The following is a 22,788-nucleotide window of genomic DNA, read 5'->3' as shown; positions in this document are numbered from 1 at the left end:
GCGCATCCCGCCGGGGTCTAGCCCGTCCGCTCGTTCGGGCATGAGCGCCGGAAGATCGCCGGCGCGACCCACGCAGGCGCGTCCTGGGCCGCCGCAGTGCCCTTTCCCACCCGCCGTCAAACCGTCGCCGCGGTTCCGGCACACCGCTTGCATCCAGTCCCATGCAATCCACTGGAGATCGACGCGTGGCCACCGCAGCCGACAGGACCCCCCGCAATACGCCGACCAGCCGTCCCCGCGACGGCGGCAAGCTGCCCCTGGTGATCACCCTGGTCGCGGTGCTGGTCGCCTGTGGCGCCGGCGGCGGCTGGTACTGGAGTTCCCGGCGCGCCGTCGCCGCCGAGCAGGCTGCGGCCGAAGCCGCCAAGCCCAAGCTCCCGGCGCAGGCGCAGTACCTGGCCCTGGAGCCGCCGTTCGTGGTCAACCTCAACGGTGGCCTGGACGGTCCGCAGTACCTGCAGGTCGAGATCCAGCTGATGACCCGCGACAACGCCGACCTGGCCGAGCTGCAGCGGCACGCGCCGGCGATCCGCGCCCGCCTGCTGATGCTGCTGGCCCAGCAGACCGCCGACGGCATCGCCAACCGCGCCGGCAAGGAAGCGCTGCAGGCCGAGGCCCTGGCCGAGGTGCGCAAGCTGATGCGTACCGAGACCGGCAAGCCCTGCGCCGAAGCCCTGCTGTTCACCAGCTTCGTGACCCAGTAAGGCGCCCGCGCCCATGACCATCAACGACCTGCTTTCCCAGGACGAGATCGATGCCCTGCTGCACGGCGTCGACAGCGGCGCGGTCAGCACCGACCCGGAGCCGGTGGACCCGGGCGTGGCGCGCCCGTACGACTTCGCCAGCCAGGACCGCATCATCCGCGGGCGCATGCCGACCCTGGAAATGGTCAACGAGCGCTTCGCCCGCCTGTGGCGCATCGGCCTGTTCAACCTGATCCGGCGCTCGGCCGACATCTCCGTGCGCGGCATCGACATGATCAAGTTCGGCGAGTACATGCACTCGCTGTACGTGCCGACCAACCTCAACCTGGTGCGCTTCAAGCCGCTGCGCGGCATGGGCCTGGTGGTGTTCGAGCCGAAGCTGGTGTTCGCCGTGGTGGACAACTTCTTCGGCGGCGACGGCCGCTACCCCACCCGGATCGAGGGCCGCGAGTTCACCGTCACCGAGATGCGCGTCATCCAGCTGATGCTGCGCCAGACCTTCGCCGACCTGGTCGAGGCCTGGGCGCCGGTGATGGACGTGGAGTTCGAGTACATCAACTCCGAGATCAACCCGCACTTCGCCAACATCGTCACCCCGCGCGAGTACGTGGTGGTCAGCCGCTTCCACGTCGAGCTGGACGGCGGCGGCGGCGAGATCCACGTGACCCTGCCCTACTCGATGCTCGAGCCGATCCGCGAGCTGCTCGACGCCGGCATCCAGAGCGACCGCATCGACCGCGACGAGAGCTGGAACACCACCCTGCGCGAGCAGCTGCAGCTGGCCGAGGTCACCGTCTCCAGCGTGCTGGCGCAGAAGCGCATCGACCTGCGCCAGCTGACCCGCCTGAAGGTGGGCGACATCCTGCCGATCGACCTGTCCACGACGGTGCCGGTGTGCGTGGAGAACATCCCGGTGTTCACCGGCCAGTTCGGCGTGTCCAACGGCTGCAACGCGGTGAAGATCACCCGCACCCACCCGCCCGGCAGCGAGACCGCGCGCAAGGCCGCCGCCCCCGAGGAAATCCCCGCATGAACAACGAATCCGCCGCCGCGGCGCAGTTCGACGCGCTGCAGTCCGAGCCCGGCCTGGCCGGCAACGACCTCAACCTGGACGTGATCCTCGACGTACCGGTGACCCTGTCGCTGGAAGTCGGGCGCACCCGCATGCCGATCCGCAACCTGCTGCAGCTCAACCAGGGCTCGGTGATCGAGCTGGAGCGCGGCGCCGGCGAACCGCTGGACGTCTACGTCAACGGCACCCTGATCGCCCATGGCGAGGTGGTGGTGATCAACGACCGCTTCGGCGTGCGCCTGACCGACGTGGTCAGCCCCAGCGAGCGGATCCGGAGACTGCGTTGAACCTGGTCCTGCTGCTGGCCGCCGCCGCGCCGGCGGCGCAGGCCGCGCGTCCGGTGGCGCCCCCCCCGGCCGGCCCCGGCCTGTTCGGGGCGTTCTTCGCGCTGGCGCTGGTTCTGGGCCTGATCCTGGGCCTGGCCTGGCTGCTCAAGCGCCTGCCCGGCACCGGCTTCCGCCAGGTCGAGGGCATGCGCGTGGTCGCCCAGCTGGCGCTGGGCACCAAGGAGCGCGCGGTGGTGGTCGAGGTCGGTGGCCGCCAGCTGCTGCTGGGCGTCACCCCGGGCAGCGTCAGCCTGCTGCAGGAACTGCCCGAGCCGCTGCCCCCGCCCGAGGCCCCGCGCCTGCCGAACCTGAAAGAACTGCCCAACTTCGCCCAGCTGCTGTCGCAGCGGCTGCGCCGGAACAGCTGAAATGCACTGCCGTCGCCTGCTCCTGATCATCACCGTGCTGCTGCTGGCCGGCATGCCCATGCTGGCCATTGCCGCACCTGCCGCCGCCGGCGCGCAGCTGCCCGCGCTGCCGGACGTGACCGTGGGCCAGATCGGCGACAACCCCATCAGCGTGCCGCTGCAGACGCTGCTGCTGATGACCGGCATCACCCTGCTGCCCTCGCTGCTGCTGGTGATGACCTGCTTCACCCGGATCATCATCGTCATGGCGCTGCTGCGCCAGGCCATGGGCACCGGCCAGACCCCGTCCAACCAGATCCTGGTCGGCCTGTCGCTGTTCCTGACCGCGATGATCATGATGCCGGTGTGGCAGAAGGCCTGGGATGCCGGCTTCGCGCCCTACCTCAACGGCGAGATCGATTTCCGCAGCGCCTGGGACCTGGGCACGGCGCCGCTGCGCGCGTTCATGCTGGCGCAGGTCCGCGAGACCGACCTGATGACCTTCGCCGGCCTGGCCGGCCACGACACCTATGCCAGCCCCGAGGCGGTGCCGTTCCCGGTGCTGGCGGCGTCGTTCGTGACTTCGGAGCTGAAGACGGCGTTCGAGATCGGGTTCCTGATCTTCATCCCGTTCGTGATCATCGACCTGGTGGTGGCGAGCGTGCTGATGTCGATGGGCATGATGATGCTGTCGCCAATGCTGATCTCGGCGCCGTTCAAGATCCTGCTGTTCGTGCTGGTCGACGGCTGGGTCCTGACCGTCGGAACCCTGGCCGCGAGCTTCAACGGGGTCTAGCTCCTCCGCCCTTGCGGTTGCTCCAGCTCCTGCCGTTGCTCCGCCATTGCTGTTGCTGTTGCCTTTGCCTTTGCTGTTGCCCCTCCCTCCCCGTTGGAGCGAACCGAGCATCGCAGCGGCGATGGGGGCTTCAGAGGCCCGCATGTCTGAGCGAAGCGAGTTTGCGGGCCGTCCCCCATCGACGCGAGAAGCGCAGGGGACCGGTCGGCGCAGCCGGCCGGTTCGCGACCGGGCCTGCTTTCTTCTTGGTTACTTCTTCTTTGCAGGAGCAAAGAAGAAGTAACTCGCCGTAGCCGCGCAGCGGCGGGCGAAACAGATTTTGATCTTGGTTTTGGCCTTGCCTTGGCCTTGCCTTGGCCTTGGCTTTGGCTCTCGCTTTGGCTTGCGTGGCTGGTGCCTTCCGCCCTGGGCTGCTCCTCGTCGTTGCCTTGGATCTGGAACCAGAGGCAAAGGCAGGCTCCTGCGGAGCCCAGGAGCAAAAGCTTTCGCCAGCCGCTTCGCGGCTTGGGCGAGTCACTTTTCTTTGCTTGTGCAAAGAAAAGTAACCAAAAGAAAGCACAGCCCGAACCGCTCGCCCGACTGGCTCCACCGGTCGGTAACCTGCGCTTCTCGCACCGGCGGGGGACGGCCCGCAAACTCGCTGCGCTCAGACATGCGGGCCTCTAAAGCCCCCGCCGGCACTCCGATGCTCGGCTCGCTATAACGGGCGGGGAAGAGCAAGAGCAACAGCAAGGGCCGCGGCAACAGCAACAGCAGCAGCAACGGCGGCGGCAACCGCAACCGCAAAAGCTGGGCGGTGCCGGAGGGCCGCCACCGCCTGGTGGCACCAACCTTGCATCCTCCTCCCCATGAGCCCCGAACTCGCCCTTACCGAACTGCGCCGCGGCCTCGAGGTCGCCCTCTGGGTCGGCGGCCCGCTGCTGCTGATCATGCTTGCCGTGGGCGTGATCGTCGGCATCGTCCAGGCCGCGACCCAGATCAACGAACCGACCATCGCCTTCGTCACCAAGGCCGTCACCCTGACCGCCGCCATGTTCGCGATGGGCAGTTTCCTGCTGGCTTACCTGGTCGACTACACCACGACCCTGTTCCAGCGCATTCCCCACCTGATCGGCTGAGACGACGGCAGTGGATCCGGCGACCTCGATGGTGATCGACGGCCAGCAGGCCTTCGGCATGATCGGCACGGTCATGTGGACCATGCTGCGCACCGGCGCGCTGCTGATGGCCATGCCGCTCATCGGCACCCGCGCGGTACCACTGCGGCTGCGGGTCCTGGTCGCCGGTGCCCTGGCCATGGCCCTGGCACCCATGCTGCCGAAGCCGCCGGAGTTCGCCGGCCTGGACGCGGCCACCGTGCTGGGCGTGGCCCGCGAGCTGGCCGTCGGCGTGACCATGGGCTTCTGCCTGCGCCTGGTGTTCGAGGCCGGCGCCTACGCCGGCGAACTGATCTCGCATGGCATGGGCCTGTCCTTCGCGCAGATGAACGACCCCCTGCGCGGCACCAGCTCCGGCGTGGTCGCGCAGTGGTTCTACATCGCGTTTGGCCTACTGTTCTTCACCAGCGACGGCCACCTGGCGGTCATCACCATGCTGGTGCGCAGTTACCAGGCCTTGCCGATCGGCGCCGCCTGGGTCGATGCCGCCGCCGGGCTGGCCACGCCGGTTGAACTGTTCTCGGCGGTGCTGCGCGGTGGCCTCGGCCTGGCCCTGCCGCTGATGGTGGCGATGCTCGCCACCAACCTGACCTTCGGCGTGCTGGCCAAGGCCGCGCCCTCGCTGCACCCGGTGCAGCTGGGCCTGCCGGTGGCGGTGCTGACCGGCCTGCTCCTGCTGTCGGTGCTGGCCGGCGAGATCGCGCGCCCGGTGCAGGCGCTGTTCGATACCGCCTTCGATGCGGGGATGGCGGTGCCGCGGCGTTAGCGGCCGGCATCGGGCGACGCCCCCCATCCAGGCAAGGCAAGGCCCGCCAGATGGCGGGCCTTCTGCTTTCTCCCCTCTCCGGAGGAAAGGGGCCCAAGTCTGGAACAGGACTTGCACGCACCCGTCGCGCCCCCTCCTCCCGGCGCCGGAGCCTGCCATGGCCGAGAACGAAGACGGCCAGGAAAAAACCGAACAGCCAACAGGCCGACGTCGCGAAAAGGCGATCAAGCAGGGCAACCTGCCGCGCTCGCGCGAGCTGTCCAACGCCGTGCTGTTCGGCAGCGGCGTGGTCGCGATGATGGCCGGCGGCTCGATGTTCGCGCGCGGTGCCAGTGGCTGGTTCCGCCAGGCCCTGACCCCGGACCTGGTCATGCTCGAGTCCCCCGGCGAACTGTTCGGCTACATGGGCATCCTGCTGCTGCGGCTGGTGCTGGTGATGCTGCCGCTGATCGGCGTCGCCCTGGCCGCCTGCTTCGTGGCCCCCGGCCTGATGGGCGGCTTCCACTTCACTACCGAGTCCCTGCAGCCCAAGCCGGAGCGGCTCAACCCGCTGGCCGGGCTCAAGCGCATCTTCAGCAGCGAAGGCCTGGTCGAGGTGGCCAAGTCGCTGCTGCGCGTGGCCCTGCTGGTGATCGCCTGCGGCCTGGTCCTGGTCCACGGCTTCGACGTGCTCAAGGCCATGCCCGGCCAGTCGCTGGAGGACGCGGCCAGCACCGGGCTGCACTTCGCCGGACGCCTGCTGGGTGCAGCCGCCGTTGCCCTGGTCCTGCTGGCACTGGCCGACGCGCCGTACCAGAAGTGGAACTGGACCCGGAAGCTGAAGATGACGCGCCAGGAAGTGCGCGAGGAAATGAAGGAGACCGACGGCAACCCGCAGGTCAAGGGCAAGATCCGGCAGATGCAGTTCCAGATGTCGCAGCGCCGGATGATGGAGGCGGTGCCGACCGCCGACGTGGTGGTGGTCAACCCGACCCACTACGCGGTGGCCCTCAAGTACGAGGGCGGGACCATGCGCGCGCCGAAGGTGGTGGCCAAGGGCGTGGACGAGATGGCGATGCGCATCCGCGAGGTCGCCGACCAGCACCGCATCGCCACGGTGTCCGCGCCGCCTCTGGCACGCGCCTTGTATCGCGAGGGGGAGATCGACAAGGAAATCCCCGTGAGACTCTACGCCGCCGTGGCCCAGGTCCTGTCCTACGTGTACCAGCTGCGCGCCTGGCGCCCCGGTGCCGGGCGCCCGCCGCAGCTCGGCACGGTCGAGGTGGAGGAGTTCCCGGCCAGGGGTGACGGCCTGTGAGCACGACCGCCCCCCAGCCCATGGGCCGCCGCCTGCTGGAAATGGCCCGCAACGGCGCCGGCGCACCGCTGCTGGTCCTGGCCCTGCTGGCGATGGTGGTGGTGCCGCTGCCGCCGCTGGTCCTGGACGCGCTCTTCAGCTTCAACATCGCCATCTCGCTGGTGGTGCTGCTGGCGGTGGTCTACGTGAAGCGCCCGCTGGACTTCACGATCTTCCCGATCATCCTGCTGACCACCACCATGCTGCGGCTGGCGCTGAACGTGGCGTCCACCCGCGTGATCCTGCTCCACGGCCAGGGCGGCCATGACGCCGCCGGCAAGGTGATCGCCGCCTTCGGCGAGTTCGTGGTCGGTGGCAACTACGCGGTCGGCATCGTGGTGTTCGCGATCCTGACCATCATCAACTTCGTGGTCATCACCAAGGGCTCGGGCCGCATCTCCGAGGTGACCGCGCGCTTCATCCTCGACGCCATGCCCGGCAAGCAGATGGCGATCGACGCCGACCTCAACGCCGGCCTGATCACCCGCGAGGAAGCCAAGCTCCGCCGCGACGAGGTCCGCGAGGAAGCCGACTTCTACGGCTCCATGGACGGTGCCAGCAAGTTCATCCGCGGCGACGCCATCGCCGGCATCCTGATCCTGTTCATCAACCTGCTGGGTGGCTTCGCCGTCGGCATGCTCCAGCACGGCATGGCCGCCGCCGACGCGGCCTCGACCTACACCCTGCTGTCCATCGGCGACGGCCTGGTGGCGCAGCTGCCGGCCCTGCTGGTGTCCTCGGCCGTGGCCATGCTGGTCACCCGGGCCTCGCGCGCCCAGGACATGGGCAAGGCGATGGTCGGCCAGGCCTTCGGCCAGCACAAGGCGCTGGGCGTCGCCGCCGCCATCCTGCTGCTGGTCGGCATGGTCCCGGGCATGCCCAACGTCGCTTTTCTGACGCTCGGCGCGGCCCTGGCATACGCGGCCTGGAAGATGTGGCAGCGCGACCAGCAGGAACGGGCCGCCAGCGCCCTCGCCGAAGCCGCCGGCCCGGCGGTGGCGCCCGGCCAGCCCACCGGCGAGCTGGACTGGGACGAGCTGCGCCCGGTCGACCCGCTGGGCCTGGAGGTCGGCTACCGCCTGATCCCCCTGGTGGACAAGAGCCAGGGCGGCGAGCTGATGGCCCGGATCAAGGGCGTGCGCCGCAAGCTGACCCACGAGATCGGCTTCCTGATCCCGCCGGTCCACATCCGCGACAACCTGGAACTGCAGGCCACCCAGTACCGGCTGCTGGTGCATGGCGTGCCGGTGGCCACCGCCGAGGTCCACCCGGACCGCGAGCTGGCCCTGGACCCGGGCGGCGCGCTCGGCCAGATCGACGGCATCAAGGGCAAGGACCCGGCGTTCGGGCTGGACGCGGTATGGATCCAGTCGCACCAGCGCGCCCAGGCCGAGGCCATGGGCTACACGGTGGTCGACCCGGCCACCGTGGTCGCCACCCACCTGTCCCACCTGGTGCGCGAGCACGCCCCGGAACTGCTGGGCCACGAGGAAGTGCAGCAGCTGCTGGCCACCCTCGCCCGCAGCGCGCCGAAGCTGGCCGAGGACCTGGTGCCCAAGACCCTGCAGCTGTCGGTGGTCGCCCGCGTGCTGCAGAACCTGCTGGTCGAGCGCATCCCGATCCGGCAGCTGCGCAAGATCGCCGAGACCCTGGTCGAGCACGGCGCCTACAGCCAGGACCCGGCGGTGCTCACCGCCGCGGTACGCAACACCCTGGGGCGTTTCATCGTCCAGGAGATCGCCGGCGCCTCGCCGGAGCTGCCGGTATTCACCCTGGCCGCGCCTCTGGAACGGGTCTTGCAGGAGTCCTCGCAGGGCAACGGCGCCGCGGTGCTGGAGCCCGGGCTGGCAGAACGCCTGCAGCAGAGCCTGGCCGATTGCGCCGGGCGGCAGGAGGCGAAGGGCGAGCCGGCGGTGGTCCTGGTACCGGCCACCGTGCGCGCCTCGCTGGCGCGGCTGGTGCGCCACAGCGTGCCGTCGCTGTCGGTCCTGGCCTACACCGAGGTACCGGAAGACAAGCGGCTGAAGCTGGTCGGAACGATTAGTTGAAGCCGTGTTTCGTGATTGGGGATTCGTGATTCGCAAGAGCGGGTCGCGGCGAACTGGAAGGACGCGGGAATGAACAAGCCAACAAGACCAGAGACACGGGCAGGCCGCACAGGCCCGGCCCCTGCTTCTTCCAATCACCAATCCCGAATCACGAATCCCGGCTCCTGACCATGAAGATCAAACGTTTCGTCGCCGCCGACATGCGTACCGCGCTGCGGATGGTCCGCGCCGAGCACGGGCCGGATGCCGTGATCCTCTCCAACCGCCGCACCGAGGAAGGCGTGGAGATCGTGGCCGCCAGCAACTACGACGAGGACGCGGTCCAGCGCGCCCTGGTCGAGGCCCAGCGCGCCAGCGTTCCGGCGCCGCCGCCGCCGGCCGCCATGGCCGAGCCGACCGCCCCGGCCCCGCACGACTTCGCCGCGGCCATGGCCGCCGCCCTGGCCACCCCGACCGCGCGTGCGGTGTCGGTGCTGCCGCCGGAGGTGGTGATGGCCCATCCCGCGCAGCCGGCCGCGCCCGCCGCGCCTGCCGCGCCCGAACCGATGCCGGCCCCGGTCGCCCAGGCTCCCGTCGCACCGATGGCCCCGGCGGCCCCGGCGGCCCCGGCGCTGGCCGCGGTGCCGGAAGCGGCGCCGGCCGACGACGCCCAGCTGCGCTCCATGCGCGAGGAACTGGCGCAGATGCGCGCCATGATCGAGCGCGAGATGCACCGCCTTACCGACGAGCGCCTGCGCGGCTCGCCGGTGCGGCTCAAGGCCATGGAGCTGATGGAGGATTACGGCTTCGACGCCGGGATCACCCGCGACATCGTCCTGGAGCTGCCGGCCGACACCCCGATGCATCGCGGCCGCGGCCTGATGCTGGGCCTGATCTCCCGGCGCCTGCCGGTGTGCCCGGTCGACCCGCTTGAGGCCGGTGGCGTGATCGCCCTGGTCGGCCCGACCGGCGCCGGCAAGACCACCACCATCGCCAAGCTGGCCGCCCGCTTCGTGGCCGAGCACGGCCCGCGCGACATCGCCCTGGTCACCACCGACACCCACCGCATCGGCGGCCGCGAACAGCTGTACGGCTACGGCCGCCAGCTCGGCATCGCGGTGCACGAGGCCGACAGCGATGCCGCCCTGGTCAGCCTGCTGCAGCGCCTGCAGGACTACCGCCTGGTGCTGGTCGACACCGCCGGCCTGGGCCAGCGCGACCGCGCCCTGGCCAGCCAGCTCAACTGGCTGCGCGCCGCCCGCAACGTCAGCACCCTGCTGGTCCTGCCGGCCAACCAGCACTACGCCGACCTGGACGAGGTCGTCCGCCGCTTCGAGTCGGCCCGTCCTCAGGGCGTGGTCCTGACCAAGGTCGACGAGACCGGCCGCCTCGGCAGCGCCCTGTCGGTGGTGGTCGACCACCAGCTACCGCTGACCTGGATGACCGACGGCCAGCGGGTCCCGGAGGACCTGCACCGCGCCAACGCCGCCAGCCTGGTGCTGCGCCTTGAAGATCTGCGCCGCGCTGCCGATAAGCCGAACATCCCGGAGCACGACCATGCCGCCGCATGAGCCCCGTTCCCCCGTCCAGAGCCCCAGCTTCCGCACGCCCATGAATCCCGCACCGCTCGCCCCCGTCCGCAGCATCGCCATCACCGGCGGCAAGGGTGGTGTCGGCAAGACCAACCTGTCGGTGAACCTGGCCGCATCGCTGGCGGCGCTGGGCAAGCGCACCCTGCTGCTGGATGCGGACCTGGGCCTGGCCAACGTGGACGTGCTGCTGGGCCTGTCGCCGCAGCACACCCTGGCCGACCTGGTCGCCGGCCGCTGCGAGCTGGACGAGGTGATCCTGGAAGGCCCCAACGGGATGCTGGTGGTCCCGGCCGCGTCCGGTCGTCGGCACATGGCCGAGCTGCAACCCGCCCAGCACGTCGGCCTGGTCAATGTTTTCAATGACCTGCAGCGTGATCTTGATGTACTCGTTGTAGATACTGCCGCCGGCATCACCGACAGCGTGCTCACCTTCTGCCAGGCCGCGCAGGACGCGGTGGTGGTGGTCTGCGACGAGCCGGCCTCGATCACAGACGCCTACGCCCTGATCAAGGTCCTGTCCCGCGAACGCGGCGTGGACCGGGTCCAGGTCGTGGCCAACATGGTGCGCAGCCCGGCCGAGGGCCGCGGGCTGTACGACAAGCTGTCGCGGGTCTGCGAGCGCTTCCTCGGCGACGTCTCGCTCAACTTCCTCGGCGCGGTCCCGCAGTGCGACTGGCTGCGCATGGCGGTGCAGCGCCAGCAGGCCGTCGCCACCGCCTACCCGGCCAGCCCCTCGGCCCGCGCCATCGCCGAGATCGCCCGCCGCACCGCGCGCTGGCAGGCCCCGACGGCGCCGCGCGGCAACATCGAGTTCTTCGTCGACCGGATGATCCGGCAAGGCGCGGCCGCATGAACGCCGTTGCCGAATACCGCGCGGTCCAGCAGCGCGCCAGCAGCGACGACGCGGTGGTCCGCCACGCCGACCTGGTGCGGCGCATCGCCCACCACCTGGCCGCGCGCCTGCCGGCCAGCGTCGAGGTCGACGACCTGATCCAGGCCGGCATGATCGGCCTGATCGAGGCCAGCCGCAGCTACGACCCCGAACAGGGCGCCTCGTTCGAGACCTACGCCTCGATCCGCATCCGCGGCTCGATGATCGACGAGATCCGCCGTGGCGACTGGGTGCCGCGCTCGGTCCACCGCCGCGCCCGCGACGCCGCCGCCGCGGTACGCGAGATCGAGCAGGCCACCGGCCGCGCCGCCGCCCCGCAGGAAGTGGCGGCCAAGCTGGACATGCCGTTGCCGGAATACCTGCGCCTGCTCGAGGACGCCTCGCGCGGCCAGGTGCTGAGCCTGGACTCGCACGTGGAGGACCACGGCGACGTGCAGGTCAACAGCAACAGCCCGACCCCGCAGCAGGTGCTGGAGCGCGGCGACTTCGGCCGCGAGCTGGCCACCGCCATCTCGGGCCTGCCCGAGCGCGAGCAGCTGGTGCTGTCGCTGTACTACGAGCAGGAACTGAACCTCAAGGAGATCGGCGCGGTGCTCGGGGTCAGCGAGTCGCGCGTCTGCCAGATCCACGGCCAGGCCGTGCTGCGCCTGCGCGGCCGCCTGTCCCAGTACGAATCACGCGACGCCGGTCTTGAAGACGACTGAGCCCGCCTCGAAACGCCAACGGAGCACGAAGTGAACAAGAACATGCGGATCCTGATCGTGGACGACTTCTCGACGATGCGTCGCATCGTCAAGAACCTGCTCAACGATCTGGGCTACAGCAACACCGCCGAGGCCGACGACGGCCACACCGCCCTGGCGGCGCTGCGGGCGCAGCCGTTCGACTTCGTCGTGACCGACTGGAACATGCCGGGCATGACCGGCATCGAGCTGCTGCGCAACATCCGCGCCGACGCCCGGCTCAAGACCCTGCCGGTGCTGATGGTCACCGCCGAGGCCAAGCGCGAGCAGATCCTCGAGGCCGCCCAGGCCGGCGTGAACGGCTACATCATCAAGCCCTTCACCGCCCAGACCCTGGAGGAGAAGCTCAACAAGATCTTCGAGCGCCTGGCGGCCACCGCATGAACACCACCGCCTCCCCGGAGCGCACCGCCCTGGTGCAGCGCCTGCACGACGCACTGGAGGCGCTCGAGCGCGGCGACGAGAGCGCGCTGCGCAACGAGATCGACGCCCTCGCCGCGGCCCGCACCCGGCCGCTGGTGCAGGGCCTGGGCCGGCTGGCGCGCGAACTCAGCCAGGCCCTGGGCGAACTGCCGCAGCTGCCGGCCGAGGCCACCGAGGCCAGCGGCGTGGAGCTGGACGACGCCTGCGCGCGCCTGGACCACGTCATCGACATGACCGAGCAGGCCACCCACCGCACCCTGGACCTGGCCGACGAGTGCCGCGCCCTGGTCGAGGGCCTGCGCGCCGAGGGCGTGTCCGACGGCCAGGACCAGGTCCTGGACCGCATCCGCAGCAACCTCACCGAGATCGCCCTGACCCAGAGCTACCAGGACATCACCGGGCAGATCATCAAGCGCGTGGCCGGCATCGTCCGCCGCGTGCACGAAGGCTTCGGCGAACTCGGCCTGCCGCCGCGCGGCGAATCGCGCGAGCCGGCGCTGGCCGGTCCGGCCGTGGCCGGCATCGATCGCCACGCGGTGTCGCAGGTCGACGCCGACGCCCTCCTGGCCGACCTGGGGCTGTAACGCATGAGCGGGGTGACGCCGGAAATCGCCGCCGACTTCATCGTCGAAGCCCAGGAGATCCTGGACCGCCTCGGCGAGCAGCTGGTGGAACTGGAACGCGCGCCGGGCGACGCCGAGCAGCTCAACGCCGTGTTCCGCGGCTTCCACACCCTCAAGGGCGGTGCCGGCTTCCTCGGCATCCAGCCGATGGTCGAGCTGTGCCATGCCGCCGAGGAAACCCTGGGCGCGGCGCGCTCGGGCCAGGCGGTTCTGGATCCGCTGCACTTCGACGCCGCCCAGCGCTCGCTGGACTGGCTGCAGGCCATGCTCGACGCGGTCGCCGCCGGCACCGAACCCGAGCATGCCCCGCCGGAACTGATCGCCCAGTTCGCGCTCACCGCCGCCGCGCCCGCGCCGGCGCCGGTGCAGGCCGCGCCGGTCCCGGCCGCCTCCGCGGCCACCGGCAGCGACGACCTCATCACCGACGACGAGTTCGAGGCCCTGCTCGACCAGCTGCACGGCGCTGCCGCACCCGGCGCCAGCGCCCTGGCAGCCAAGCCCACGCCCGCGCCCGCCGCCAGCGACGAGATCAGCGAGGATGAATTCGAGGCGCTGCTGGACCAGCTGCACGGCAAGGCCGCGCCTGGCGCCAATCCAGTGCCCGCGGCGGCACCGGCTGCCGCGACCGCGGTCGCCACCCCGCCGCGCGCGCCGGCCCGGCCGGCGCCGAAGGCCGCGCCTGCCGCCCCGCCGCACCGTGCCGGCCAGGGCGAGGCCGAGCACACCGTGCGCGTGGACACCCGCCGCCTGGACGCGATCGTCAACCTGATCGGCGAACTGGTGCTGGCGCGCAACCGGCTCAAGACCCTGCGCACCCGCCTGCGCGACGACGAGCTCGACCGCGCCGTGGCCAGCCTCGACGTGGCCACCGCGCGCCTGCAGTCGGCGGTCATGCGCACCCGCATGCAGCCGGTGGGCAAGGTATTCTCGCGCTTCCCCAAGGTCGCCCGCGACGTCGCCCGCTCCCTGTCCAAGGAAGTGGAGCTGGAGATGGTCGGCGCCGAGACCGAACTGGACCGCAACCTGGTCGAGGCCCTGGCCGATCCGCTGGTGCACCTGGTGCGCAACGGCATCGACCACGGCGTCGAGGCGCCGGAGACGCGCGAGGCTTCCGGCAAGCCGCGCGTGGGCCGGCTGCGCCTGGCCGCGCAGCAGGAAGGCGACTACGTCACCATCGAAGTCCAGGACGACGGCGCCGGCATCGATCCGGAACGCCTGCGCGCCAAGGCGCGCGAGAAGGGGCTGATCGACCCCGAGGCCGCGGCGCGCCTGGGTGCTGACGAGTGCCTGCAGCTGGTGTTCCTGCCCGGCTTCTCGACCAAGACCCAAGTCACCGACATCTCCGGCCGCGGCGTCGGCATGGACGTCGTGCAGTCGCGCATCCGCGAGCTGGGCGGGCAGATCCAGATCCAGTCCGAGCTCGGCCGCGGCACCCGCTTCCTGATCCGCGTGCCGCTGACCCTCGCCATCCTGCCCACCCTGCTGGTCCAGGCCGGCGATGCCGTGTACGCGCTGCCGCTGGCGCGCGTGCAGGAAGTGCTGCACGCCAGGCCCGGGGCGCTGGGCTGGTTCGACGGCCGTCCGGTGCTGGACCGCCAGAGCCACACCCTGCCCCTGCTCGACCTGCGCCGCTGGCTGGGCCTGGAGCCGCTGTCCGGCAACAGCGCGCTGACGGTGGTGGTGCTGCAGATGGGCGATGCCCGCTTCGGCCTGATCGTCGACCAGGTGCGCGGCCGCGAGGAGGTGGTGATCAAGCCGCTGCCGCGCGCACTGCGCGGGCTGCCCGGCTATGCCGGCGCGACCCTGATCGGCGACGGCCGGCTGGCGCTGATCCTGGACGTGGACGGACTGCGCGCGGCCACCACCTGAAGGCCGCGGGCGCGCGCCACGTCCTGCAAGACCGGTCACACCACGCGCATCCCGCCGCAACGCGGCGGGTCCCTCCACTCAAGTACGCGTCCGCGCCCGCCGATAACCTGACACATGGATATCCTCAGCCTCATCGGTCTACTCCTGGCGATCATCGCCCTGGTCGGCGGCGCCATCCTCAAGGGTGCCGGCCTCGGCTCGCTGTGGTCCTCGGCGGCTTTCGTGATCGTGATCCTGGGCACCCTCGCCGCGATCTTCGTGCACACCCCGCCGGCGGTGTTCAAGCGCGCCCTGGGCATCGCCGGCTGGATCCTGCGCCCGCCGGCCGCCGACCGCGCCGCGCTGATGGCGCAGATCCTGGAATGGAGCAACATCGCCCGCCGCCAGGGCCTGCTGGGCCTGGAGCAGCAGGTCGGCGAGCAGGAGGATCCGTTCCTGAAGAAGGGGCTGCAGATGCTGGTCGACGGCGTGGAGCCGGAACAGATCCGGCACATGATGGAGATCGACCTGGAGAGCCAGGAGAGCCAGGAACTGGCCGCGGCCAAGGTGTTCGAGGGCATGGGCGTGTACGCCCCGACCCTGGGCATCGTCGGCGCCGTGTTCGGCCTGATCGCGGTGATGAAGAACCTGGCCGACCCGAGCAAGCTCGGCCATGGCATCGCCGCGGCGTTCACCGCGACCATCTACGGCATCGCCTCGGCCAACCTGTTCTTCCTGCCGATCGCCAACAAGCTCAAGGCGGTGATCGGCCGCCGCACCGGCGAGCGGGAGATGATCATCGAGGGGCTGATCGCGATCGCGCAGGGCGAGAACCCGCGCAACATCGAATCCAGGCTCGCCGGCTTCCTGCACTGACCCGGGACCGGCGATGGCACGCAGGAAGAAGCACGAGGAACACGGCAACCACGAGGCCTGGGCGATCCCCTACGCCGACCTGATGACGCTGCTGCTGGCGTTCTTCGTGGTGATGTACGCGATCTCGACCCTCAACGAGGGCAAGTACCGGGTGCTGGCCGACGCCCTGACCGCGGCCTTCGGCGGCGCGCCGCGCACGATCAACCCGGTGCAGGTGGGCAACCACCAGCTGCAGGGCGCGGATTTCGACCGGCCCTCGCCGATCCAGTCCGGCGCCCGCAGTGGTCCGTCCGCGCCCTCGCCCGCGCCCAACCCCACCCTGCTGCCGGCCCTGGCCTCGCACATGCGCACCGGCGTGCCGGTGGACGTGTCCGACCGCGCCACCGTGCAGCGCGCCCAGCGCCAGCTCGGCACGATCGCCGCGCGGCTCGAGGAGGCGCTGTCTCCGCTGGTCGACGCACGCCTGATCACCGTCCGCCGCGCCGAGCTGTGGCTGGAAGTGGAGATCAACAGCGACATCCTGTTCGACACCGGCTCGGCCTCGCTGGACGCCTCCGCGCGCCAGGTGCTCTCGCGCCTGGCCGACGTGCTGCGCGACACGCCCAACCCGGTGCGGGTCGAGGGCTATACCGACGACCGCCCGATCAACACCGTGCAGTTCCCGTCCAACTGGGAACTGTCGGCAGCACGCGCCGCCAGCGTGGTGCACCTGTTCTCGGCCAATGGCGTCGCCCCGGAGCGGCTGGCCATGGTCGGCTACGGCGAGCACCGCCCGCGCGCCGACAACCTCACCGAGGAAGGCCGCAACCGCAACCGCCGGGTGGTGCTGATCGTGCTGGCCGCACCGGGTGCGCCCGGAACCGAATCCGGCGACCCGCCGGTGGACGGCATCGCGGTCAAGAGCGAGGCGCCGCGGCCGATAGCAAACGGAGTGGCCGACGGCCCGGCAGCCGCCGCAACGGCACCGGCCGGCGCCGCGGATTGAAGAATCACAGGAGGATCGGACTGATGCGCGTGTGGGCGATCGCCAACCAGAAGGGCGGCGTGGGCAAGACCACCACCACCCTGGCCCTGGGCCGCGGCTTGGCGTCGCGCGGCAACCGCGTGCTGCTGGTCGACCTGGACCCGCATGCCTCCCTGACTCGCACCTTCGGCGTGGCGCCCGAGCCGCCGCCGGAAGGCGTCATGGAACTGTTCGGCACCCCGCCGCGCGACCTGGCCAGCCTGGCCCGCGCCAGCGCGGTCGAGCGCCTTGACTACGTCTGCGCCCAGCCGGCGCTGGCTACCCTGGAGCGCCGCAGCGCCAACCAGCCCGGCCTCGGCCTGGCCCTGTCGCAGGCGCTGGCGCGCCACGCCGGCCAGCACGACTACGTGCTGCTGGACTGCGCGCCCACCCTGGGCCTGCTGATGATCAACGCGCTGGCCGCCGCCGACCGGGTGATCATCCCGACCCAGGCCGAGCCGCTGGCCCTGCACGGCCTGGCCGGCATGCGCCGCACCGCGGAGATGGTCGAACGCTCGCGCCGCCGGCCGATGCCGGTGTCGGTGCTGCCGACCCTGTACGACCGCCGCACCCGCGCCGGCCAGGAAGCGCTCAAGCGGATGCAGGAAGAGCACGGCGAGCGGGTGTGGGACGACGCGATCCCGGTCGACACCCGCATCTGCAACACCGAGCTGCTGGTGCAGCCCGGCGACGACGCGGCCTATCCGGGCCGTGCGCTGTCGACCTACCGCCGCGCGCTGGACTGGATCCTCGCCAGCGACGCCCAGGCCCTGGAACAGGCGGCATGAGCGCCGCGGCCGTGCTCGACGACTACCTTGACGGGCTGCTGGCCGGCACGCCGGCAGCGTCGCCCGCGGCCGCGCCTGGGCCGGCCCCTGCCCCGGCGGCAGCTCCGGCCGTGGCCGCACCGGTCGAGGCCCAGGCCGCAGCTCCTGTTCCGGCTCCGGCTCCGGCTCCGGTAGCGCCCGAGCCCGAGCCCGAGCCCGCGCCCGTTCCGGTCGCACCGGCCGCCAGTACTTCGCCTGCCCCGCCGCCAGCCGCCCCGGTCGCGCGCGTGGCCCCACCGGCGCCGGCCAGCTTCGCCCCGCGTGCGCCGGCACCGGTTGCCCGTCCCGCCCTGCCGCCTTCGCACGGCCCCGCCGGCCACCATGGCGAGGAACCGTCCGCACCGCGCCGCGAGCCGACCCCGCGCTGGCTGCGCCTACGCTGCGGCGGCCAGCGCTACGGCCTGGAGCTGCTGAAGGTCCAGGAAGTGGTGCTGCCGGCCCCGCTGCTGGCCCTGCGCGGCACCGTCCCGGCCATGCTCGGGGTGATGAACCTGCGTGGCCAGGTGGTGCCGGTCATGGACCTGGGCATGCACCTGGGCCAGCCCTCGCAGCCGGAGACCCCGGCCACCCGCTTCGTCGTGATCGAGGAGAAGGGCGAGGTCCTGGGCCTGCGCGTGACCGCAGTCGAGGACGTGGTGACCCTCGGCGAGGGCCAGGTCGAGCCACCGGGGACCACCCAGGTGCGGCGCCCGGTCGACGGCCTCTTCCGCGGCATCGCCCGGCTTGGCGGCGATCCGATGATCCTGCTCGACGCCTCCTGCCTGCTCGAGCCGGGTGCGATCGGCGGCCAGCGCTAAAGCCTGCGCCGGATCGGCCGTTATCCAGTCGGACCCCACTGCGTGGAGAGGCGATGAACACGGTTTCCCTGGGCGAGGACCTCGGCATCGAGGCCAGCGCCGGGCTCAAGGAACGCCTGTCGGCACACCTGGACGCCAGGGAACTGGCGCTGGACGGTTCGTCCGTCGCCCGCGTGCACACCGCGGCGATGCAGGTGCTGTGCGCGTTCTTCCGCAGCCGCCGCGAGCTGGGCCGCAGCACCGAACTGTCCGGCTGCAGCGACGCCCTGCGCGACGCCGCGCGCCTGCTGGGGCTGTCCGCCCAGCTGGGACTTACCGATCAACAAGACTTGAGCAAGAAAGTGGAGAACGCCGCATGAGCGCACGCATTCTGGTAGTGGACGATTCGGCCTCGATGCGCCAGATGGTCTCGTTCGCCCTGACCACGGCCGGGTTCGCCGTGGAAGAGGCCGAGGATGGCCAGGTCGCGCTCGACCGCGCCCAGGGCCAGCGTTTCAACGCGGTGGTGACCGACGTCAACATGCCGAACATGGACGGCATCTCGCTGATCCGCGCCCTGCGCGGCCTGCCGGATTACCGCTTCACCCCGCTGCTGATGCTGACCACGGAGTCGGCCGCGGACAAGAAGGCCGAAGGCAAGGCCGCCGGCGCCACCGGCTGGCTGGTCAAGCCGTTCAATCCCGAACAGCTGGTCGCCACCGTGCAGAAGGTCCTGGGCTGATCCCGGGACAACCGCCTCCATCCGGATAACCGCGAGCACGCCCCATGAGCATGGACCTGCAACGCTTCCACGCCACCTACTTCGAGGAAAGCCGCGAAGGCCTGGACGCGATGGAAGCCGGGCTGCTGGCCCTGGAAGGCGGCAGCACCGACCCGGAGGTCATCAACTCCGTGTTCCGCGCCGCGCACTCGATCAAGGGCGGCGCGGCGACGTTCGGTTTCGACAGGATGGCGGCGCTCACCCACGTGCTGGAGACGCTGCTGGACGAGATCCGCGGCGGCAAGCGCGCGCTGGCCGCCAGCGCGATCGACGCCATGCTCGGTTCGGTCGACGTGCTGCGCGCCCTGCTGGCCGAGGCCGACCAGGGCCGCGCGGCCGATCCGGCCGCGGTCGAGGCCGTGCACCAGCGCCTGCAGCAGGAACTGGGCCAGCCCGGCGCCGTCGTGGCCAAGGCCGCGCCGGAACCCGAGCCGGAAGGCTGGGACATCGCCTTCAGTCCCGCGCCCTCGCTGTTCATGAGCGGCAACGACCCGCTGCGCATCATCCGCGAGCTCGAGCACCTGGGTCCGCTGGAGGTCAACGCGCGGCTGGAGAAGCTGCCCGAGTTCGACCAGCTCGACCCGCTGGAAGCCTGCATCGCCTGGGACCTGGGCCTGCGTGGCAAGGTCCCGCGCAGCGCGATCGACGACGTGTTCGCGTGGGTGGTGGACGACTGCGAGCTGGATATCCGCCCGCAGGCCCAGGGCACGGCCGCGCCCGCCGCCGCGGCACCCCCACACGAGGCCCCGGTCGGCGAGCCGGCGGCCGCTGCCGCCGCTGCCGGCGTGGCCGCCGCCACCCCGGCCGCCGCCGGCCAGGCGCATGAGGCCGAGAGTTCGATCCGCGTCAGCGTCGACAAGGTCGATGCCCTGATCAACCTGGTCGGCGAACTGGTCATCACCCAGGCCATGCTCAAGCAGGTCAGCGGCGGGATGGATCCGTCCCAGGCCGAGCGCCTGTTCGCCGGGCTGGAACTGCTGGAGCGCAACACCCGCGACCTGCAGGAAGCCGTCATCGGCGTGCGCATGCTGCCGGTGGACGCGGTGTTCCGCCGCTTCCCGCGCCTGGTGCGCGACCTCTCCACCCGCCTGGGCAAGCACGTGCGCCTGCGCACCCTCGGCGAGGGCACCGAGCTGGACAAGGGCCTGATCGAGAAGATCGCCGACCCGTTGGTGCACCTGGTCCGCAACTCGATCGACCACGGCCTGGAGATGCCGGACGCGCGCAAGGCGGCCGGCAAGGACGAGACCGGCACGATCACCCTGGCCGCCTCGCACCAGGGTGGCCACATCGTGATCGAGGTGGCCGACGACGGCCGCGGCCTCAACCGCGCCAAGATCCTGGCCAAGGCCGCCGAGCGCGGCCTGGCGATCCCCGACAACCCGACCGACGCCCAGGTCTGGGACCTGATCTTCCAGCCCGGCTTCTCCACCGCCGACCAGGTCACCGACCTGTCCGGCCGCGGCGTGGGCATGGACGTGGTCCGCAAGAACATCCAGGCCCTGGGCGGCGAAGTCCAGCTGGAAAGCGCCGAAGGCCGCGGCACCCGGGTGGTGATCCGGCTGCCGCTGACCCTGGCCATCCTCGACGGCATGGTGGTGTCCACCGGCGGGGAGATCCTGATCCTGCCGCTGAGCCACGTGCTCGAGGCGCTGCAGCCGCAGACCGAGGACGTGCGCACCGTCGCCGGCGACGGCCGCGTGCTGCGCGTGCGCGGCGAGTACCTGCCGCTGCTGTCGCTGTCCGGCACCTTCGGCTTCGGCAACGGCGGCGGCGAGTCGCTGGTGGTGGTGGTCGAGGGCGATGGCCAGAAGCTGGCGCTGCAGGTCGAGGAACTGGTCGGCCAGCAGCAGGTGGTGGTCAAGAACCTGGAGAAGAACTACCGGCGCGTGCCCGGCATCTCCGGCGCGACCATCCTCGGCGACGGCCGCGTGGCCCTGATCGTCGACGTCGGCGGCCTGGCCCGCCAGCGCCAGCAGCTGCCGCAGGCGGCCTGATGCCATGGCCGGGCCACTGCCCCGGCCTCAAGTCCGGCCGCTGCCGGCCGATATCGCCGGTACCCGTGGCTTCGACCCTATCCGGATGACGGCTGGCACCGCCCCAGACACGGCACCCGTGGACCTCCCCGATGCGGAGCGCTACCTGCTGCGCGATCCGCGGGAGGTCGTCCGCATCCTCAACGCCCTGTGCGACGGCAATGCGCTGATCAGCGCCCATGTCATGCCCGGTGGCCTGCCCTGCCCGACCGCCCTGCTCGAGGTCGGACCGGACGGCGTGCTGATCGACGGCAACCGCCAGGAAACCATCAACCAGCGCATGGCGGGCGCGGACTACCTGATGTGCGTGTCGCAGCTGGAGCGGGTCCGGATCCAGTTCCGCCTGCAGCAGCTGCGACGCGTCCCGGGCGACGGCCCGGCGACCTTTGCCGCGCCGCTTCCGGATTCGGTGCTGCAGCTGCAGCGCCGCGAGCTCTACCGGCTGGAGCTGATCCCCGGCCCGGTGGCCACCGTGCAGGTGCCGCCGCCGGCCGAGGGCCTGCCCCTGCTGCAGGTGCGGGTGGTCGACATCAGCGGCGGCGGCCTGGCGCTGGCGGTACGCGACGAGGATGAATCGCGCTTCCCGCCCGGCGGCCAGATCGACGCCTGCACCCTGGAACTTCCCGACGGCGGCGAACCGCTGGCGGTGAGGCTGCAGGTGGCCCATTCCTCGCGCCGCACCCAGCTGGCGCGCTACCCCGTAAGGGTCGGCTGCCGCTTCGTTGGCCTGGCGGCCACGGCGGAGAAGCGGATCCTCCAGTTCATCTTCCAGGTCGAGCGCCAGCGGAAGGCGCGCGAACGGGGCGTGGTGTAACCCGCCCTAAAGTTGCCGCCGGAACGGCCGATCTCCCCCGGGAACCGATCCCGCGCACCGCGCGGCCCTGCAGGAGCGACCCCAATGAGCAGTACCCCGGCCCCGTCCACCGGCGAATTCCTCACCTTCACCCTCGGCGAGGAGCACTACGGCGTCGACATCCTCAAGGTCCAGGAGATCCGCGGCTACGACGCCGTGACCCGGGTCCCGGATGCGCCGGAATACATCAAGGGCGTGATCAACCTGCGCGGCACCATCGTGCCGGTGATCGACCTGCGCCTGAAGCTGCGCCTGAAGGAAGCACGCTACGACAGCTTCACCGTGATGATCGTCCTCAACGTCGAGGACCGCGTGGTCGGCATCGTGGTCGACGGCGTGTCCGACGTGGTGCCGCTGGCGGCCGAGCAGATCCGCCCCACCCCCGAGTTCGGCGCCGCGGTCGATACCCGCTTCATCAGCGGCATCGGCACCCTCGACGAGCGGATGCTGATCCTGCTCGACATCGAGACCCTGCTGGACAGCGCGGACCTGGGCGAGGCCCAGGCGCTGGACCCGGCCGCCTAAAGACCCCCTCCAGGCTGCCGATAGGCCCCTATGGCAGCCAGCCTTCCAATCCCGCCATCGGAGTACCCCCAATGAACCGTCTGTCCAAGTCCCTCCCGCTGATCGCCGCGCTGCTGGCCGCCATGCCCGCCGCCGCGTTCGCCCAGGAGGCAGTCCCCGCCGAGCAGGCCGTGCGTTACGTCGGCAAGGACGTCATGGTCTGCGGCAAGGTGGAAAAGACCCGCTGGGCCCAGAACACCGAGGGCGAGCCGACCTTCCTGTACATGGGCGGTGCGTTCCCGCGCCACACTTTCTCCGCCCGCATCCCGGGCGACCAGCGCGGCAAGTTCAAGCCGACGCCGGAAGAGCTGGAAGGCCGCGACGTCTGCGTCGTCGGCACCGTCCAGCGCGATGCCAGCCGCGCCGAAATCGCGGTGAGCTCGCCGGCGAACATCAAGCTCGCCAACCTCAAATAAGAAA

At 71.0% G+C, this 22,788-nt stretch carries 25 protein-coding genes; all 25 read left to right on the top strand.

Annotated elements, in window-relative coordinates:
• The first annotated feature begins 185 nt into the window (after positions 1 to 185).
• The 25 genes from PSESU_RS07530 (at position 186) to PSESU_RS07405 (ending at position 22,784) form a co-directional block, all read left to right on the top strand.
• Complete coding sequence (locus PSESU_RS07530) at positions 186 to 704, top strand: flagellar basal body-associated FliL family protein (RefSeq protein WP_013535166.1); 519 nt, start codon at positions 186 to 188, stop codon at positions 702 to 704.
• Between the two features lie 13 nt (positions 705 to 717).
• On the top strand, positions 718 to 1,737 hold the full coding sequence (gene fliM / locus PSESU_RS07525) for a flagellar motor switch protein FliM (protein WP_013535165.1): 1,020 nt from the start codon (positions 718 to 720) through the stop codon (positions 1,735 to 1,737).
• Positions 1,734 to 2,063, top strand: a complete 330-nt coding sequence (gene fliN, locus PSESU_RS07520) for a flagellar motor switch protein FliN (protein WP_013535164.1) — start codon at positions 1,734 to 1,736, stop codon at positions 2,061 to 2,063. The genes fliM and fliN overlap by 4 nt, the downstream gene beginning before the upstream one ends.
• Positions 2,064 to 2,065: 2 nt before the next feature.
• Positions 2,066 to 2,470 (top strand): flagellar biosynthetic protein FliO, encoded by a 405-nt coding sequence (gene fliO, locus PSESU_RS07515; protein WP_041764643.1) that lies wholly within the window; start codon positions 2,066 to 2,068, stop codon positions 2,468 to 2,470.
• A 52-nt stretch (positions 2,471 to 2,522) separates the two neighbouring features.
• Positions 2,523 to 3,245, top strand: coding sequence for a flagellar type III secretion system pore protein FliP (fliP, locus tag PSESU_RS07510; protein ID WP_428992113.1), 723 nt, complete (start codon positions 2,523 to 2,525; stop codon positions 3,243 to 3,245).
• 848 nt (positions 3,246 to 4,093) lie between these two features.
• Positions 4,094 to 4,363, top strand: coding sequence for a flagellar biosynthetic protein FliQ (locus PSESU_RS07500; RefSeq protein ID WP_013535161.1), 270 nt, complete (start codon positions 4,094 to 4,096; stop codon positions 4,361 to 4,363).
• A gap of 10 nt (positions 4,364 to 4,373) precedes the next feature.
• Positions 4,374 to 5,168, top strand: a complete 795-nt coding sequence (fliR, locus tag PSESU_RS07495) for a flagellar biosynthetic protein FliR (protein ID WP_013535160.1) — start codon at positions 4,374 to 4,376, stop codon at positions 5,166 to 5,168.
• A 157-nt stretch (positions 5,169 to 5,325) separates the two neighbouring features.
• Positions 5,326 to 6,465, top strand: coding sequence for a flagellar biosynthesis protein FlhB (gene flhB / locus PSESU_RS07490; RefSeq protein ID WP_013535159.1), 1,140 nt, complete (start codon positions 5,326 to 5,328; stop codon positions 6,463 to 6,465).
• 20 nt (positions 6,466 to 6,485) lie between these two features.
• On the top strand, positions 6,486 to 8,552 hold the full coding sequence (flhA, locus tag PSESU_RS07485) for a flagellar biosynthesis protein FlhA (protein ID WP_013535158.1): 2,067 nt from the start codon (positions 6,486 to 6,488) through the stop codon (positions 8,550 to 8,552).
• 170 nt (positions 8,553 to 8,722) lie between these two features.
• Positions 8,723 to 10,102: a flagellar biosynthesis protein FlhF gene (flhF, locus tag PSESU_RS07480; RefSeq protein ID WP_013535157.1), complete on the top strand. Its 1,380-nt coding sequence runs from the start codon at positions 8,723 to 8,725 to the stop codon at positions 10,100 to 10,102.
• 40 nt (positions 10,103 to 10,142) lie between these two features.
• Positions 10,143 to 10,976, top strand: a complete 834-nt coding sequence (locus tag PSESU_RS07475) for a P-loop NTPase (protein ID WP_049782304.1) — start codon at positions 10,143 to 10,145, stop codon at positions 10,974 to 10,976.
• The gene (locus tag PSESU_RS07470) at positions 10,973 to 11,719 is read left to right on the top strand and encodes an RNA polymerase sigma factor FliA (protein ID WP_013535155.1); all 747 of its coding nucleotides are present in this window, start codon (positions 10,973 to 10,975) and stop codon (positions 11,717 to 11,719) included. The genes PSESU_RS07475 and PSESU_RS07470 overlap by 4 nt, the downstream gene beginning before the upstream one ends.
• 30 nt (positions 11,720 to 11,749) lie before the next feature.
• Positions 11,750 to 12,142 carry a chemotaxis response regulator CheY gene (gene cheY / locus PSESU_RS07465; protein WP_041763987.1) on the top strand — a complete coding sequence of 131 codons (393 nt, stop codon included), beginning with the start codon at positions 11,750 to 11,752 and terminating at the stop codon, positions 12,140 to 12,142.
• Positions 12,139 to 12,765, top strand: coding sequence for a protein phosphatase CheZ (locus PSESU_RS07460; RefSeq protein ID WP_013535153.1), 627 nt, complete (start codon positions 12,139 to 12,141; stop codon positions 12,763 to 12,765). Before cheY ends, PSESU_RS07460 begins: the two co-directional genes overlap by 4 nt.
• Before the next feature lie 3 nt (positions 12,766 to 12,768).
• A complete protein-coding gene (locus PSESU_RS07455) occupies positions 12,769 to 14,673 on the top strand; it encodes a chemotaxis protein CheA (RefSeq protein ID WP_013535152.1) in 1,905 nt (634 codons plus the stop codon).
• A gap of 114 nt (positions 14,674 to 14,787) precedes the next feature.
• Positions 14,788 to 15,528, top strand: coding sequence for a flagellar motor protein (locus PSESU_RS07450; RefSeq protein ID WP_013535151.1), 741 nt, complete (start codon positions 14,788 to 14,790; stop codon positions 15,526 to 15,528).
• 13 nt (positions 15,529 to 15,541) lie between these two features.
• On the top strand, positions 15,542 to 16,513 hold the full coding sequence (motD, locus tag PSESU_RS07445; RefSeq protein WP_013535150.1) for a flagellar motor protein MotD: 972 nt from the start codon (positions 15,542 to 15,544) through the stop codon (positions 16,511 to 16,513).
• A 23-nt stretch (positions 16,514 to 16,536) separates the two neighbouring features.
• Positions 16,537 to 17,319 carry a ParA family protein gene (locus tag PSESU_RS07440; protein ID WP_013535149.1) on the top strand — a complete coding sequence of 261 codons (783 nt, stop codon included), beginning with the start codon at positions 16,537 to 16,539 and terminating at the stop codon, positions 17,317 to 17,319.
• Positions 17,316 to 18,155 carry a chemotaxis protein CheW gene (locus PSESU_RS07435; protein ID WP_013535148.1) on the top strand — a complete coding sequence of 280 codons (840 nt, stop codon included), beginning with the start codon at positions 17,316 to 17,318 and terminating at the stop codon, positions 18,153 to 18,155. The genes PSESU_RS07440 and PSESU_RS07435 overlap by 4 nt, the downstream gene beginning before the upstream one ends.
• Positions 18,156 to 18,208: 53 nt before the next feature.
• On the top strand, positions 18,209 to 18,514 hold the full coding sequence (locus tag PSESU_RS07430; RefSeq protein WP_013535147.1) for an STAS domain-containing protein: 306 nt from the start codon (positions 18,209 to 18,211) through the stop codon (positions 18,512 to 18,514).
• A complete protein-coding gene (locus PSESU_RS07425) occupies positions 18,511 to 18,876 on the top strand; it encodes a response regulator (protein ID WP_013535146.1) in 366 nt (121 codons plus the stop codon). Before PSESU_RS07430 ends, PSESU_RS07425 begins: the two co-directional genes overlap by 4 nt.
• Positions 18,877 to 18,920: 44 nt before the next feature.
• The gene (locus PSESU_RS07420; protein WP_013535145.1) at positions 18,921 to 20,912 is read left to right on the top strand and encodes a chemotaxis protein CheA; all 1,992 of its coding nucleotides are present in this window, start codon (positions 18,921 to 18,923) and stop codon (positions 20,910 to 20,912) included.
• 118 nt (positions 20,913 to 21,030) lie between these two features.
• Positions 21,031 to 21,765, top strand: coding sequence for a flagellar brake protein (locus PSESU_RS07415; protein WP_041763984.1), 735 nt, complete (start codon positions 21,031 to 21,033; stop codon positions 21,763 to 21,765).
• 84 nt (positions 21,766 to 21,849) lie between these two features.
• Entirely contained in the window at positions 21,850 to 22,329 is a 480-nt protein-coding gene (locus tag PSESU_RS07410; RefSeq protein WP_013535143.1) for a chemotaxis protein CheW, read from the top strand.
• A gap of 71 nt (positions 22,330 to 22,400) precedes the next feature.
• Positions 22,401 to 22,784, top strand: a complete 384-nt coding sequence (locus PSESU_RS07405; RefSeq protein ID WP_013535142.1) for a hypothetical protein — start codon at positions 22,401 to 22,403, stop codon at positions 22,782 to 22,784.
• The last annotated feature ends 4 nt before the right edge of the window (positions 22,785 to 22,788 follow it).

It is taken from the genome of Pseudoxanthomonas suwonensis 11-1 (assembly GCF_000185965.1).
GTDB lineage: Bacteria > Pseudomonadota > Gammaproteobacteria > Xanthomonadales > Xanthomonadaceae > Pseudoxanthomonas > Pseudoxanthomonas suwonensis_A.
The sequence above is the reverse complement of the archived record's forward strand: the minus strand, read 5'-3'. Positions and strand labels throughout refer to the sequence as shown.

What these genes read in the sequence shown, in the direction of transcription:
- fliM (WP_013535165.1), top strand. Translation starts at nt 718, where the DNA reads ATGACCATCAACGACCTGCTTTCCCAGGACGAGATCGATGCCCTGCTG.
- fliN (WP_013535164.1), top strand. Translation starts at nt 1,734, where the DNA reads ATGAACAACGAATCCGCCGCCGCGGCGCAGTTCGACGCGCTGCAGTCC.
- fliP (WP_428992113.1), top strand. Translation starts at nt 2,523, where the DNA reads ATGCCCATGCTGGCCATTGCCGCACCTGCCGCCGCCGGCGCGCAGCTG.
- PSESU_RS07500 (WP_013535161.1), top strand. Translation starts at nt 4,094, where the DNA reads ATGAGCCCCGAACTCGCCCTTACCGAACTGCGCCGCGGCCTCGAGGTC.
- flhB (WP_013535159.1), top strand. Translation starts at nt 5,326, where the DNA reads ATGGCCGAGAACGAAGACGGCCAGGAAAAAACCGAACAGCCAACAGGC.
- flhA (WP_013535158.1), top strand. Translation starts at nt 6,486, where the DNA reads ATGGGCCGCCGCCTGCTGGAAATGGCCCGCAACGGCGCCGGCGCACCG.
- flhF (WP_013535157.1), top strand. Translation starts at nt 8,723, where the DNA reads ATGAAGATCAAACGTTTCGTCGCCGCCGACATGCGTACCGCGCTGCGG.
- PSESU_RS07475 (WP_049782304.1), top strand. Translation starts at nt 10,143, where the DNA reads ATGAATCCCGCACCGCTCGCCCCCGTCCGCAGCATCGCCATCACCGGC.
- PSESU_RS07470 (WP_013535155.1), top strand. Translation starts at nt 10,973, where the DNA reads ATGAACGCCGTTGCCGAATACCGCGCGGTCCAGCAGCGCGCCAGCAGC.
- PSESU_RS07460 (WP_013535153.1), top strand. Translation starts at nt 12,139, where the DNA reads ATGAACACCACCGCCTCCCCGGAGCGCACCGCCCTGGTGCAGCGCCTG.
- PSESU_RS07455 (WP_013535152.1), top strand. Translation starts at nt 12,769, where the DNA reads ATGAGCGGGGTGACGCCGGAAATCGCCGCCGACTTCATCGTCGAAGCC.
- PSESU_RS07450 (WP_013535151.1), top strand. Translation starts at nt 14,788, where the DNA reads ATGGATATCCTCAGCCTCATCGGTCTACTCCTGGCGATCATCGCCCTG.
- motD (WP_013535150.1), top strand. Translation starts at nt 15,542, where the DNA reads ATGGCACGCAGGAAGAAGCACGAGGAACACGGCAACCACGAGGCCTGG.
- PSESU_RS07440 (WP_013535149.1), top strand. Translation starts at nt 16,537, where the DNA reads ATGCGCGTGTGGGCGATCGCCAACCAGAAGGGCGGCGTGGGCAAGACC.
- PSESU_RS07435 (WP_013535148.1), top strand. Translation starts at nt 17,316, where the DNA reads ATGAGCGCCGCGGCCGTGCTCGACGACTACCTTGACGGGCTGCTGGCC.
- PSESU_RS07430 (WP_013535147.1), top strand. Translation starts at nt 18,209, where the DNA reads ATGAACACGGTTTCCCTGGGCGAGGACCTCGGCATCGAGGCCAGCGCC.
- PSESU_RS07425 (WP_013535146.1), top strand. Translation starts at nt 18,511, where the DNA reads ATGAGCGCACGCATTCTGGTAGTGGACGATTCGGCCTCGATGCGCCAG.
- PSESU_RS07420 (WP_013535145.1), top strand. Translation starts at nt 18,921, where the DNA reads ATGAGCATGGACCTGCAACGCTTCCACGCCACCTACTTCGAGGAAAGC.
- PSESU_RS07410 (WP_013535143.1), top strand. Translation starts at nt 21,850, where the DNA reads ATGAGCAGTACCCCGGCCCCGTCCACCGGCGAATTCCTCACCTTCACC.
- PSESU_RS07405 (WP_013535142.1), top strand. Translation starts at nt 22,401, where the DNA reads ATGAACCGTCTGTCCAAGTCCCTCCCGCTGATCGCCGCGCTGCTGGCC.